The organism is Methanomassiliicoccales archaeon, from assembly GCA_036504055.1.
Taxonomy (GTDB): Archaea; Thermoplasmatota; Thermoplasmata; order Methanomassiliicoccales; family UBA472; genus DASXVU01.
Genome location: DASXVU010000036.1, coordinates 69,318 through 83,206, shown reverse-complemented (window position 1 = coordinate 83,206; position 13,889 = coordinate 69,318). Strand labels below are relative to the sequence as shown.

The 13,889-nt window shown below is 54.0% G+C and carries 11 protein-coding genes; 6 read left to right on the top strand and 5 right to left on the bottom strand.

All coding sequences use genetic code 11. The annotated features are described in order from the left end of the window. Nucleotides 1-49: 49 nt before the first annotated feature. Nucleotides 50-1,843, bottom strand: coding sequence for an ABC-F family ATP-binding cassette domain-containing protein (locus VGK23_09040; protein ID HEY3420683.1), 1,794 nt, complete (start codon nucleotides 1,841-1,843; stop codon nucleotides 50-52). Nucleotides 1,844-2,096: 253 nt separating this feature from the next. Between VGK23_09040 and VGK23_09035 the strand changes: the two genes are divergently transcribed. Then, the gene (locus VGK23_09035) at nucleotides 2,097-3,428 is read left to right on the top strand and encodes a hypothetical protein (GenBank protein ID HEY3420682.1); all 1,332 of its coding nucleotides are present in this window, start codon (nucleotides 2,097-2,099) and stop codon (nucleotides 3,426-3,428) included. A 43-nt stretch (nucleotides 3,429-3,471) separates the two neighbouring features. Here VGK23_09035 and VGK23_09030 read toward each other — a convergent pair whose 3' ends face one another. The 3 genes from VGK23_09030 to VGK23_09020 all read right to left on the bottom strand — a co-directional run bounded on the left by VGK23_09030 (nucleotide 3,472) and on the right by VGK23_09020 (nucleotide 6,790). After that, nucleotides 3,472-3,831, bottom strand: a complete 360-nt coding sequence (locus VGK23_09030; GenBank protein ID HEY3420681.1) for a hypothetical protein — start codon at nucleotides 3,829-3,831, stop codon at nucleotides 3,472-3,474. Nucleotides 3,832-3,937: 106 nt separating this feature from the next. Then, on the bottom strand, nucleotides 3,938-5,428 hold the full coding sequence (locus VGK23_09025) for an FAD-binding oxidoreductase (GenBank protein HEY3420680.1): 1,491 nt from the start codon (nucleotides 5,426-5,428) through the stop codon (nucleotides 3,938-3,940). Between the two features lie 6 nt (nucleotides 5,429-5,434). Further along, complete coding sequence (locus VGK23_09020) at nucleotides 5,435-6,790, bottom strand: hypothetical protein (protein ID HEY3420679.1); 1,356 nt, start codon at nucleotides 6,788-6,790, stop codon at nucleotides 5,435-5,437. A gap of 106 nt (nucleotides 6,791-6,896) precedes the next feature. On the opposite strand from VGK23_09020, the gene VGK23_09015 reads away from it, so the two are divergent. The 4 genes from VGK23_09015 to VGK23_09000 all read left to right on the top strand — a co-directional run bounded on the left by VGK23_09015 (nucleotide 6,897) and on the right by VGK23_09000 (nucleotide 12,042). Beyond that, the gene (locus VGK23_09015) at nucleotides 6,897-7,670 is read left to right on the top strand and encodes an HNH endonuclease (protein HEY3420678.1); all 774 of its coding nucleotides are present in this window, start codon (nucleotides 6,897-6,899) and stop codon (nucleotides 7,668-7,670) included. An 89-nt stretch (nucleotides 7,671-7,759) separates the two neighbouring features. Then, nucleotides 7,760-9,439 carry a histidine kinase N-terminal 7TM domain-containing protein gene (locus VGK23_09010; protein HEY3420677.1) on the top strand — a complete coding sequence of 560 codons (1,680 nt, stop codon included), beginning with the start codon at nucleotides 7,760-7,762 and terminating at the stop codon, nucleotides 9,437-9,439. A 71-nt stretch (nucleotides 9,440-9,510) separates the two neighbouring features. Next, entirely contained in the window at nucleotides 9,511-11,196 is a 1,686-nt protein-coding gene (locus VGK23_09005) for a histidine kinase N-terminal 7TM domain-containing protein (protein ID HEY3420676.1), read from the top strand. A gap of 63 nt (nucleotides 11,197-11,259) precedes the next feature. Beyond that, on the top strand, nucleotides 11,260-12,042 hold the full coding sequence (locus VGK23_09000) for a 4Fe-4S dicluster domain-containing protein (protein ID HEY3420675.1): 783 nt from the start codon (nucleotides 11,260-11,262) through the stop codon (nucleotides 12,040-12,042). Between the two features lie 28 nt (nucleotides 12,043-12,070). On the opposite strand, the gene VGK23_08995 is transcribed toward VGK23_09000, so the two are convergent. Further along, on the bottom strand, nucleotides 12,071-12,493 hold the full coding sequence (locus VGK23_08995; GenBank protein ID HEY3420674.1) for a GNAT family N-acetyltransferase: 423 nt from the start codon (nucleotides 12,491-12,493) through the stop codon (nucleotides 12,071-12,073). A gap of 537 nt (nucleotides 12,494-13,030) precedes the next feature. Between VGK23_08995 and VGK23_08990 the strand changes: the two genes are divergently transcribed. After that, nucleotides 13,031-13,885 (top strand): GNAT family N-acetyltransferase, encoded by an 855-nt coding sequence (locus tag VGK23_08990; protein HEY3420673.1) that lies wholly within the window; start codon nucleotides 13,031-13,033, stop codon nucleotides 13,883-13,885. Nucleotides 13,886-13,889 lie beyond the last annotated feature (4 nt).

Here is a 13,889-nt window from a genome sequence, read left to right as displayed (position 1 = left end):
GATTAATAGCAGTACCAAATAATAAATATACCCCGGAGGGAGACTGTTCTCACAACTGAACTTTCTTCTTCTCCGACCCCTGAATCTTCTTCAATTTACCATTGTCGAAGGCCCATTTGAATAGGGGCATCTCGCTCGGTGCCACCGATACCTTGTCCCCTGGTTTGAACGTCCTTTTAGAGGTCCATTCGGTGAAAGATGACACGACCTTGTAGAATGCCGCCTCCTCCATCACGACCTCGTGGAAGGTCTTCGATCCCTTCATCTCTGTATAAGTTCCTGGGAACACCTTGGCCTTCCCGTCCCTTATCTCGCAGATCTTATTGCACACCGCATCCAGGAAGTAACGGTCATGGGTCACGACCACCATGGTCCCAGAATATTCTGCCAAGGCCGATTCGACCGCGTTCTTGGAGGGGATGTCCAGATAGTTCGTGGGCTCATCCAATACCAGCAGGTTCCGCCGTTCCGCGATGAGGGAGGCCAACGCCACCTTTGCCCTCTCCCCTCCCGATAATGTCCTGATCGGCCGGTTGGCGTCATAACCGGTTATCATCTGCCTGGCGAGCAGGCTCCTGGCTCTAAGCTTCTCGTCCGGACCGAGGTCCAACAGCAGTTGTTGCTCTGCGCTGATATCCGGGTTGAGGTGATCATGACCTTGGGCAAAGTAACCTATCTTGGCCCCCGGAGCGACCCAAAGTTCACCCGAATGGCCGATCTCTCCCATCACGGCCCTGATCAATGTTGTCTTTCCACAGCCGTTGGGGCCGATTATGCCGACCTTGTCGCCCACCTCTATGTCCAGGTCCAGCGAGTCGATTATCTTCCTCCCGCCCAGTTCCACCGTTACGTTCTTGGCCCTGATGGCCTCCCTCCCGCCCCGGCTGGCACTGTCGATCTTCATTTTGATGTCTCGGTCCTCCCGAGGAGGTTCCACTTTGTCCATCCGGTCTATGCGCTTGAGTGTGACCTTATGGGTGGACTTGTACCATAGCTTGGCATGCTGTTGCTCCGCCATCTTCTCCAGGCGGTCCTTTTCCGTACTATACTTCTCGGCCGCAATTTTGAGCCGTTCATATTCCAGTTCCTTCTTTTCCACGAACTGGGAATAGTTGCCGGAATACTGATTCGTGACCCCCCCTTCGAGTTCGACGATCTGGTTGGCGACCCGGTCCATGAAATATCGATCGTGGGACACGATCAGGAGCCCCGAGCCGATGTTCATGAGATACTCCTCCAACCATTCCACGGTGTCGATGTCCAGATGGCTGGTCGGTTCATCCAGCACGATCAGGTCCGCGTCCCCTGCCTGCATGAGGATCTGCGCGATGCGGGCCTTGGTTCGTTCCCCCCCGCTCATTTCCGACATTAGACCGTCGGTCATATGGTCCAGGCCGACCGACTCCAGAGCTTCCTTGGTTTTTGAACCGTTCCCCTTTGAGCTGGACTTGGCCATCTCCTCATGGAGGGAGTTGTACTCTTCCATGAGCGAATCCCAGTCCATGCCGCCACTCTCCGGGCCTTCGACCATCATCCTTTCCAGCTCGGCCATCCTTTTTTCCTGTTGGGTCGAGGTGGAGGTGCTGTTCAAGAGGTCTTCCACCTTGTCCGGGCCGCCTTCCTGAGCGAACTGCGACAGATAGCAGATCTTCCTCGCCCGTATGGAGATCTCTCCTGTGTCTGGCTTGAGCTCTCCCATGAGGATCTTTAAAAGCGTGGTCTTGCCAGCCCCATTCCTTCCCACGAGCCCGACCCGGTCGCCCTCATTGATCTGTAAGGTGGCCGAACGTAGCACTTCCTTAGCGTTGAAGGCGCGTGAAATCGAATCGGCCCGAATAATCATACCGCTGCCATTACGCCTCCATTTAAAAAGCTTTGTCTATGTCGATTCGACTGGCAAGGTTAAGTGTAATGTGGAGGACATTGTCTTTGGCATTCCGGGTCCTATGTGGAACTGGCGCGAATTCGCCTGCAACGGTAGGGCGGTGGCAGGTGGCCAGGGGGTAGTTCCCTGGATAAAGAGGGTATAGTACATTCGGAACGGCGTTCATAATCATTAAAAGGCCTCTCAATTCTATGATATCATCGTGGGGAAAATGAGCAAAACTCAAAATGTGTTCGGAGTCTCGAGCGGGCTAGTCGAGTCATACATCGAGCGGGAAGAGGTGGACGGATCTTTCCGGGCAGCGCTGGAATCAAGAAAACAGATCATCGTGTATGGCTCGTCAAAACAAGGTAAGACATCGTTGTTGAACAAGCAGCTCAGACCCGAATCCCAATTGGTGTACCAATGCGCGCCAGACACCGAAAAGAAGGATGTCTATGCCTCCATACTACGACATAGCGGTGTTCAAATCATGACCGAATCATCGGAGCAAACGACCGATTCCGGCACGGTGAGTTCCAAGGTCTCGACAAAAGTGAAGATCCCTATCATCGCCGACCTGGGTGGTGGAGTCGAGGCCACCAAAGGGGGAGAAAGGTCCAAAACCCAGGAATTTCGGACTATCGAGTATAATTTGAACCTGGCCGCGGACGTGGCAGAGCTGTTGAATGAGATCAATTTCAACAAATATATCGTCCTGGAGAACTTCCATTATCTTGGCCAAGAGGTTCAGGAAAAACTGGCTTATGACCTCCGTATCTTTCAGGAGCTGGGCATACGGTTCGTCATCCTCGGCATATGGCGCGAACGTAACCGGTTGATCCAGTTCAACGGGGACCTTCAGGACCGGGTGGTCGAGGTCGCGGTCGAACCCTGGGATGACCATGATTTCCATCGGGTCATAGAGAAAGGGTCAAACATCCTGAACGTTGATTTCTCCGAGGTGGAGAACAAGATCATCGATTCTTCCTTCGATAGCATCGGGGTGCTCCAAGAGCTGTGCAACCGTTCGTGTCTTTGCGCCGGGGTCACTGAATCTTCTCCGCAGAAGGTTAGGATACTCGAATGCCACCTGGCGGATGCAATCAGGAAGAAGCTTGATGATTATTCCTCTCGGCACCTGAGGGCGCTGGAATCGTTTGCAGAATCCTCCCGGAGGACGAGCGACCGGATCCCGCTTTACATACCGTTCTACTTTCTGATCGTGTTACTGAGTACAGATTTCGATAAGATAATGGACGGGTTCAAGAGAGCGGACATCCAGCAGGCGATCGTCCGGATCCATCACCGGCCGGAGGATGTCCGGCCCAGCGACATGAGCAACTTCCTGAACACGATAACGAAATACCAGATAAGGAAACAGATAAACCCTCCCCTGTTCGACTTCGATGTCAGCATCAGCACGGTGAAGATCATCGATTCTACGCTGTATTTCTTCCTGAGAAACAGCGATCCCAAAGAGATCCTGGAAAAGATCGGCACGCCGTCAGATGAACTGAGCTCGCACCTTGCTGGTCTGGACATCCTCGTTGGGAGGAATTGAAAATTTTCACTACAGCATCAAAGGAACGACGATCGGTCGAGACTCACTTGAAGAGCTCGTCATTCGATTCCTTCACGGATCTCTGGATCTCCAGGTCCTTTGGGGAAAGGCGCATCTCGGACATGACCAGATCGTGCATCTCGTCATGCATCCTCTGCTTCTCCGCATCGCTGATACTTGTCCCGAATATCTTTTCCCCGCTCCTCATCAGGATCATGCCCATGCAGAGCATCACCATGCCTACGCTGAGAATCGTCGATTCCACGACGTACAGGCCCATCGATTCGTTCGTTTCGATGGTGAACGCCATGGCCATTGCCGATATCATCACCGATACCCCGGCGACTATCAGTGTCAAGAATATGATCTTGGCACGGCTATTGATCAGGTTAGAAATCGGCAATACTATATTGCTCCGCATTCTTTCGAAGGTATGAGGGGTTAATTAGTTACGCCTCTCAATATCGGGTTTTGAAAATTCGGCGCACCATCCGATGTTCCAAGGGTCGTCAGAATAGCAGATGATCGGTGAGATATCGATCCGTGAACACCACGCCCGGGTTCATTATCCCCTGCGGATCGAATATCTGTTTGATCTCACGGAAATATTCACAGGCATTCTCGCCCCACTCATCGCAGAGGTACCTGGACCGGTTTCGGCCCATTCCATGCTCACCAGTGATCGTGCCGTCATTATCCAGCACGGCTCGGAAGCATTTATCGGCCAGGCGTTTAGTGACCTCTTCCCAGTCCTCTTTGTGGATGTAAGGCCTGACATGCAGGTTTCCCTCGCCAACATGGCCATACATGATCACCTGCACACCCTCCTCTCGGAAGATCGCGTTCAGTCTCTCGATCAGCGCCGGGAGCCGGTCCGGCGGAACCGCCAGGTCATCGATGAACGAGAGGAATTTCAGCTCTGGCCGTTCCAGTTCATGCTTTATCCGCAGGAGGTTGCTCTCCCGAACCGCCCATATCTTTTCGATCAGCGTTTGGTCCTTGAACATCATGCTCTTGCGCCCGGCTTCTTTGAGCAGGGCGGACATCTTCGCCCCTGCCTCGTTCAACCCCTCGTCGAATTCGAGCATTATCACCGCCTTCGCTTCGGCCGGCGCCTGGATAAGGGTGGCCAGGTTCTTGACCCCGAACGAATCGAGCAGTTCGAAGGCCGAAGGGCCGAATTCTCTGGCAGGAAGCATCTTGCGGATCGCTTCTGGCAACGAGTCGAAGAACACCAGATAAAGGACCCTGTCCTTGTTTAGGGGCCTCAATCTCAGCCGCACCTCGGTGAAGACAGCGAGCGTCCCCACCGAACCTACCATAAGGTGGGCGGCCATCCGGTTCACTGTCTTTTCCTCCAGGAAAGCGCCCAGGTTGTATCCGCTGCTGGATTTTAGGCCGGCCCGGGTCTCCAGCAAAAGGAGCATTTCTTCGTCCTCTCGGAAACGGGCGGCAAGGTTCTCGAGCGCCTGCTTCAGCTCGGGCGGGAGTTCTTTGGCGGTATCGATCACACCGAACACCGGATTGACGAACCGGATCGATTCCAGGCAAGTGTCGACGCTCCCATATTTCAGGGAACGGATACCGCTAGCTCTGGTACCTACGTTTCCTCCGATGGTGCAGAATGCCCGGGAGCTAGGGTCATAAGGGATGAACGATCCTTCCGTTCTGGCAAGCTTGTCCAGCTGATTGAATATCGTGCCAGGTTGGCATGAGTACACCCGGTCCTCCCTTCCTATCAGACGGTCCATTTCTCGGGTCAGAATGACCAATCCTTCACCAACGGCAGAGCCAGATAGGTTCGATCCCCCTCCTCGCGGTGTGATCGGCATTCCATTGCCGACCGCGTATTCCATCGCTACCGTAATATCGTGCTCATCCAACGGGATAGCGACCAGTCGAGGTCTGATATAATAATGACTTAGATCGCTGGCAAACCTCTCCAGCTGCCTCTCGTCCGATATCACTTTTCCTTTGATGGAAAGAACACCGTCGTTCATAGTCCTTTACGCCCCGGTCCCGTTCCGCTTCAGTGGGTCTGTCAAACGGATAATGGCGCTCACCGAGCTCTGGTTGAAACCTTTGAAGCCCTGGTCCCTTTGGATGATCTCCATATGGCTTCCCACAGTACCCTGTTCCTTGAACTTACCCGCCTGATTTTCGGTGATGAGCCCCTCCTTTAGAAGATGCTCGACACGTGCTTTCATGGGCATCCAGTGCTCCGGCTCGGTAAATGATTGCTTGAGGAATTCGAAATTCGAGAACGGGGCCATGGAGGGGACATTCCGTTTCCTTAGGTCCTCGCGCATCATCGGGAAATCCGATCCCACTGCCAGATGATGCATCCCCGAGGACAGCAGGCTTTCGCCATGCAACCCTACCCACAACCCGACCGTGCCGATCCTTTCCAGCGGCTCCAATCCTTGGTTGACGAAATCCTCATTGCCTTCATCAGGCCCTAGATCCACGTCTGCGAAGACCACCATGCCCGATTCTGGTTGTTCCATGACCTGCGCCCCCCACCCGGCCTCAGCTCCGGCGAAGAACCGTTCCCGGCGGGTCATCCCCATGCTCTCGAAGATCTCAACGGCATTACCGAAATTCTCTCTCGAGCAGCGGAACGTATGATGGTCGTGGTTGCCCCACCCCAGACCCATCGATTCCTGGCGTTTGAACTGCACGGCTCCCGCACGGTTCTTGGATTGCCAGTATGTCCTTTCGGACCGGAAGAATGCATCCGCCAGACGGGGTTTTTCCAGGCCGTCCCCGAGGGTTGCCATATTCGCCACAAAGTCCTCGATGCCAAGCTCATCATCATCATACTCCCGCTTCCGGTCCAGGAGAACTTTCAGCGCCGATCCGTATTCCTCAAGGTCGGTCCCCGGAACGACATCGTATGTCCTGCCTCCATGTCGTTCCACCCCGCAGAATGTGTTGTCGCCTTCCCGATTCAATTCTACGGTTCGGAAGGGGGCGTTCCTTTGTCCATTGACCTCTTTGTTGGTAAGGTGACCCATCAAAAGGAATCGGTCCAGATCATCAACGCAGATCGAAAGGCGTCTTGTTCCGTCGGCGCGCAGGATGATCGGAAAGAACGCTCCAGGATGATTGAAGACGGCCCCATCCGCGGAGGCCTTCGAATCCTTGATATAACCGATCCGCTGGAGATCCTGTCCGCTCACGATCGTATCTGGAATCTCCATGCTGTCCACCCAATCGATGAACCGGGTCGAACTGGTGTTCTCGATCTCACCCCGGATCATGTTAGCATACGTGTTCCCGTCAAGGAATGACCTGACCAATCCGAAAACCATGCTCTCCGCTTCCGGATACAATTGCCAGTCCCAGTCCCTCATCGCCATCTCGTCGCCTTGACAAGGGAATTAGAGGGTAGATAATCGTTGGCATCCATCGACTCATTCCGAGAAAAATGTTATTATCCCCCCCGCCATCTTCGGAGATGAAAGGATGGAACGATCCGAAACCGTCTGCCATTTCCGCCTTACCGGCGCTGAGAGCAGCTACTGCCTGATGAAGACCAAACGCATGGCCGACCCGGAGAACTCGATACCTTCACTGGTCTTTCAAGGCGTCGATGAGAGCAGGCCTATCCTCTGCGGTCCGGAATTGGCTTCCGTATGTCCTTTTCGTTCCGGTGGTCCAGCAAGATCCGCCAAGATGACCATGGTCCTATGCCCTCATTGTGGGCACAGACATCGGCCCGATTCCAACTCCAGGATGATCTGCGATGCTTGGGCCTCGACGAAGATGACACTCAAACAGATGCGGGCAGAGCTTCCCGGCCTGCGCAAGTTCTATCTTAATGGCACGACTCAGTTGCCCTACGGCGAGGATACCACCGACCTGGTCCGGCGGGTCCTTTGGCCTAGGATCAAGTCCTCCGTGCTGCGCCGGGACAAGTACATCTGTCAAGATTGCGGAGTCAATTTCGAGCGGGGCCGGATGAAGGTCTTTGATCCTACCCTCAGGCATGGCAAGGGGGGCATGCGGTACGAATCGCTCGAGGTCCACCACATCATTCCCCGTTCCCGGGGCGGTTCGGATCACCCGGGAAACCTGAAGACGCTCTGCCCCTCCTGCCATCGACATTACACAAACGAGCTTATCACCGATATCGCCCAGGAGGTCCGGCGGGACAAGCAGGTCAATGCCATCATCGCCGAGTGCCGAGAGCGGACCGGCAACGATTGGCAGGACCCGACCTGGGAGCCGCGAGATTGAACCGGCGAACTGCGTTCGTCATTCCTGAATATCAGGGCCAATAACCACGGGAATCAAGCTATATGCCCGTCAGCGCGATTTTCAATGCGATGGCGCTCGGATTCATCTTCACTTTGCCTCTTATAGCAACGGTGATGATAGCGTTCTTCCTGGCCTATTCTGCCTCCAAGAGCGCCCTTCCCATCAAATGGCCCTTCATCCTTTCAATGGCGGGCTTGATCTTGGCCACCACGGCGTTCACCCTGGAAATGTCAAGCCAGAAAATTGAGGAAATGATCTTCTGGAATAACGTTGAATATTTATATGTGGTCTTCGCGGCCCCTCTGTACTTGGTTCTGATCATCGACTATGTCGGTATGGAGAAGTGGCTCGATCTTCGAAAGGCGATCCTCCTCTCCCTCATCCCGGTCGCCACATTGATATTTCTTTGGACCAACGACTTGCACCATCTGATCTATACCAGCATTTCTTCGGTCAAATGGGGCGAGGCATCGGTGATGTCCGTCTCCTACGGTCCCTGGTTTTGGATCCACATCGTCTACGTGGTGATCCTGGTCATCGCCGCGATCGCCCTGTGCCTGAAATCGTTGGGAACCACGTGCAGGACCCAACGTTACCAGATACTCGGCGTCGTCCTTTCGGGATTGATCCCCACCGCAGCAATAATGGTCGGCCTCACAGAATCGATCCATATGCCCACGAGCTACATCCTGATCATCGGTTTCATGCTTACCAGCATAATCGTGTTCATCTGCTCTTTCCGTCTCGAGATGTTCGATATCAATCCTCTTGCCTTCGACACCATAATATCCAACATTCAGGACTGCACAGTGGTCCTTGACATCAAGGGGAGAATAATCTTTTTGAATCCGCAGGCCCAAAAGATGATCGTCAGCGATCCCAAAGAAAGCCTGGGGAAGCCGATATCCGAAGCTTTGCCGTTTCTGTCCGATCTCCTGGTGACCCTGGAGGATGGAAAGCCGGAGGAGTTGGTACATAGGATAGGTACCGAAAGACAAAACTATGACGTCAGGGCCTCGACCATCAGGAACAGCTCCGGCACCGTCATCGGCAGAATGCTGGTCTTGAGGGATGTCACCGAGGAGAGGAAGACCTCCGATGCTCTCAGGACCGCCAACTCCAAGCTCATGCTGCTTTCCAGCATCACCCGCCATGACATCCTGAACCAACTCTCGGTCATACGGGGCTATGGAGACCTGATAGGGATGGGGGACGTCAGACAGACAGATGTCAGCAGATTCGTCCACACGATGGTGGCTTCAGCTGCCTCCATAGAGAAGCAGGTGCTGTTCACAAGGGAATATCAGGACCTGGGGGTGAAGGAACCGGAATGGCAGAACCTGGAACTGGTCCTTGCACGGGCTAAGAGCCTCGGCCCCACGGCTCCTTCCCAGGTGAATGTCCAGGTAGGGAAGGTGGAGATATTCGCGGATCGGATGCTGGAAAAGGTCTTCCACAATCTCATCCATAACTCGGCCAAGCACGGTCAGAAGGTCCAGAGGATATCGATCTGGTCCGAGCCCTGCGGTTCAGACCTGCACATCATCTATGAGGACGATGGGGTCGGTATCTCTATTGACCGCAAGGCTAGCATATTCCAGGACGGTCGGGTCGATTCCGGCATCGGCCTCCTCATGTCCAGGCAGATACTGGCAATTACCGACATCTCCATCGAAGAGCAGGGTCAGACAGGAAATGGCGCAAGATTCTTGCTCACCGTTCCCGACGGGGGTTGGCGTGTCCGGTAGAGATTCATTTTTTCCACATGGTGAGAGAATCCACATTCAATTATTATAGCAGGTAAAACCTCAAATCCGACGTGGACCTCGCCTTTGCCCTTACCTTACCGGTATGGATCACCGTCACCGTAGCGATGACGCTCGTGGCATTGGAGTGGACCTCCCGGACGTTGCCCATCAGGGCTCCGTTCATTTCCCTGATGGTGGCCATCGCCATATTCACGGTAGGTTACCTGGGCGAGCTCCTGTCCTCGGACAAGGGGACAATGGCGGCATGGAACCTCCTGGAGATGTCCGTGTTCATCATCCTTCCTTCGCTGTTCCTGATATTCGTGGTCTCCTACCTGGGCCGGGACGACATCCTCGATCGGAAAAGGATGTTCCTCCTGTTCCTGATACCAGCCGTGCTGCTGGCCCTGCTTTGGACGAACGATACCACCCACGCGTTCTACGCCGACCTGGGCAGTCAGCAGTTCTTTGGAGAGATGAGCGGCCTCACCTACGCCTACGGTATCGGATTCTGGCTGCTGGTCGTGTTCTTCGTATTCATCATGGTCTCGGCCTTTACGCTTGTGGCCCAGGGTCTCTTCAGCAGGAGCCGGTATCACCGCAAACAGGTGATGGTGGTCCTCGGGGCGGTGGCATTTCCGATGCTGGGCCTGTTCATGGGCATCACCTTCTCTGAGGAGTTTCCGATGAGCTTCACTCTGGACACCGGGTTCCTAGGTACGATCCTGGTGTTGTTCTACGGTTCATTCCGCTACGAGCTCCTGGACATGACCCCGCTGGTCCTCGATTCGGTGATCCAGACGATCCAGGACGGCACGCTGGTGTTGGACAATAAGGGACAGATAGTGTACTCCAATCCGGCGGTGGAGGACATGCTCAATCTGGAGTCCAAGGCCATCAGCGGCAAGATGCTTGCGGACGTGGTCCCGGACATACACGAAATGCTCGATGCTGGAGTGGCGAAAAAGGAAATGACCTTTCCGGGTGCCTTCGGTGACCGGATCGTCGATATACACATCACGAATATAGTGAATCACGGGGAGGAACGATCGGGTACCCTCATCCTGTTAAAGGACGTGACCGAGGAAAGGAAGAACCAGAGGGAGCTCAAGACCGCCAATTCCAAACTCCATCTGATGTCCAGCATCACCCGCCATGACATCATGAACCAATTGCTGGTGATCCATGGGTATGGAGAGCTGATCGCATCCAAACGCCAAGACGATGAAGAGCTGAATCGTATAGTCGATAAGATAATCGCCTCCACCACGACGATCCAACACGGTATCGAGTTCGCTAAGGAATACCAGAATCTGGGTGTGAAGGCACCTGAATGGCAGCGACTGGAGGACGTATTGGAGAATGCCCGGGTGGCCATGGCATCGCAGACCATTTCATATCATTTCCAAACAATGGGGCTCAGGATATACTCCGATCCCATGCTGGAGAGGATGTTCTTCAACCTCATGGAGAACTCCCAGCGGCATGGAGGCAACGTCAACAATATCTGGGTGGATGTGGAGGACCGGGGAAACAACAAGGTAATCGTCTATCGCGACGATGGCATAGGGATCGGCCAAGAGGATAAGGACAAGATATTCAAGATGGGGTTCGGCAGCAATACTGGTCTTGGACTTTACGCTGCACGTGAGATACTTGGGATAACCGGTCTGACCATCACGGAGAACGGGGCGGAGGGGAAGGGTGTCAGATTCGAGATAGAGGTCCCTAAAGGCGGCTGGAAGGTCGAAGGGTAATAAGATTCCTTTTTTACGTGGAAGCGGGATAGCTTGCGCAGTCGTGGAACAATGAACGATTCGATGAGATCCAAGGTCGAACTACTGGCGAAATCGATGGGCATTCCACTGATCGGTTTTGCATCCAGCGGCCGCTGGGAAGATCCACCATTCAGACCGTGGATGCCGTCCGAGTTCTATCCTCAGAATGTGGTACCGGGAACGAAGACGGTAATTGTGATAGGTCTGCCCGTCACACTGCCGGTCCTCGAGACCACACCTTCCGTCAATTATCATGAGCTGTACAAGACGATAAATGCCTTGTTGGATCAATACGCATACAGGATCTCCTTATTTCTCGAGAGTGAAGGCTACTCGGCTGTCGGGATAACTCGTGATGGCTATACCAGTCTAGACATCCTCAGGGAAAGGCCTATCGCCGCTTTCTCCCATCGCCACGCCGCTTTTCTCGCCGGAATGGGAACCTTCGGCGTGAACAATACGTTGCTGACAGAGCGCTATGGTCCGAGGGTTCGCTTCGCCTCAGTGCTCACCGATGCGGAGCTCCGGCCAAGCACCATGATGCAGGAAACGCTCTGCGTGCACTGCATGCGGTGCGTCGATCATTGCCCAGTCCGGGCCATAGAGCCGCTGGATTATCCGGCACGGACCATAGACAAGGCAAGATGCACAGAGCACAATGCCAGTCTGGGAAAGCGTGGCATATCGCCCTGCGGGATATGCATAAAGGTCTGTCCGGTGGGCGAGGACCGTGACATCCATGGCCGTACCGACATGAGCATCTATGATGGAAACGGCCCGTTCGACGATTCGTGGAAACACTTTCGGGCTTATGGGTCCAAGTGAGCCTAGTTACAGAAGGAGATCCTTTCGATCAGACTTTCATTTCGAACAGTAAGAGCGGGAATCCCCGTCCGCCCTCGTCCGTGGCTCCTACCTTGATGAAGCCCAGAGATTGGTAGAACTGGTGGCTCCTGGATGACCAAGAAGGCATATCCAGCTCCCATTTGAGCGCAGTTGGGTAGCGTTCCATCAGCGATCTGAAGGCGGCATGTCCTATTCCCTTTCCCTGATTCTGTGGATCCATGAATATCCTCACAAGTCTGCATATCCTGTCCGAATCGATGACCGCCACACCTCCGACCATAGCGCCGTCGCTCATGATCTTGTAAAAGTGGGTGCGCTGCATCAGAGCTATCTGACCGGACACCGTGTCGTATCCCTCAGGCCCGCACGCCTCTGACCGATGGAAAAGGCGTGCCTCTTCGTCAAAGGCCGCCTTCTGGATCTGACTCAATTGAACCGAATCATCCTCAGTCGCGATGACCAATTGAACCCTTTCATCCGATATCATGGACCTACCAGCGATGTTTGACAGACAGATGCGCGTATCTTCCGATCTGTTATGAGGACATCGGTCGTTCTCGGACCGATCCGTTTCGGGCATCTCCGTCCATATTCATTCGATGATTCTTCATCAGCATAGAATGGAAAATGATTGTACATTTGTGATAGGAATCGCTGATTCGGCATGCGTTCGTGATAATAAATCCGAAAACAAGAGCATTACCTCGATACTCAAATAGTAACGGTTATTAATGAGGAGAAATTAGGTAGAAATGGCGTGGGGGTCCTCCAAAAGGTCTTTCCCCAAGATCCCCGTAGTTCTAACCCCCGCGCTACCCCCTATTATTTTGAAGGGATATTATAGCTTATTGTTGCCGATTCTGGACGGTATGTCCAATTTGGGACCGGAACACCAGAGAAAACAACATTCCGTCGATCGATGCCTGCATCGAACGGTATTTAACCGTTGGATTGTACTCGTTGACTCATGGGTGTCCCAATGGAGGGTATTACCATCGATCAGATGACCCATGATGAGGCTTTGGTCTGCCTTGATTGGGCGAGGGCCGAGGGATGGAACCCCGGTCTCCATGATGCAGATGTCTTCTATGGGTCCGGACCGGAAGGATTCTTCGCCGCCCATTGCCAAGGAGAAATGGTGGGCTGCATCTCGGTGGCAACCTATCCGGACCAGTTCAGGTTCGGCGGCTTGCTCATTGTGAAACCGGAGTACAGAAATAAAGGGGTCGGAAAACTACTGATATCCCTTATGCTCCGAATATCGCAGGACGGCAACCTGGGCTGCGACGGGGTCCTACCTATGGTCAAGAAGTATGAATCCTATGGATTCATTCCTTCATACGAAAATGTCAGGTATGCTGGCAGATCCGTTCTAGGTCGGGGTGCCGGGGAAGACATGGTCCCGGTATCATCCGTCCCATTCCCGAAACTCGTTGGATATGACGCCGGTGTGTTCTCATCTGAGCGGAAACGGTTCCTTGAACTATGGATATCGCAGCCAGACTCGTTTGGGCTGGTGCGCCGATCGGAAGACCGTATCAGGGGATATGGTCTGATCCGGCGGTGCCATGCCGGCCACAAGGTCGGTCCGTTGTTTGCAGATGATGAGGTCGTGGCCGCTGACATCCTGTCCTCATTGGTCTCCAGATTCCCTGGGGAAGACTTTAGCCTCGATGTTCCGTCATCGAATCGGAGGGGGGTCGATCTTGCCCGACATTTCGGGATGAGACCGGTGTTCAGCACCATGAGGATGTACACCCGGGGGCCTCCGAACATCGACATCGATCGCCTCTTCGGAATAACATCTTTCGAGCTGGGGTAGGAGG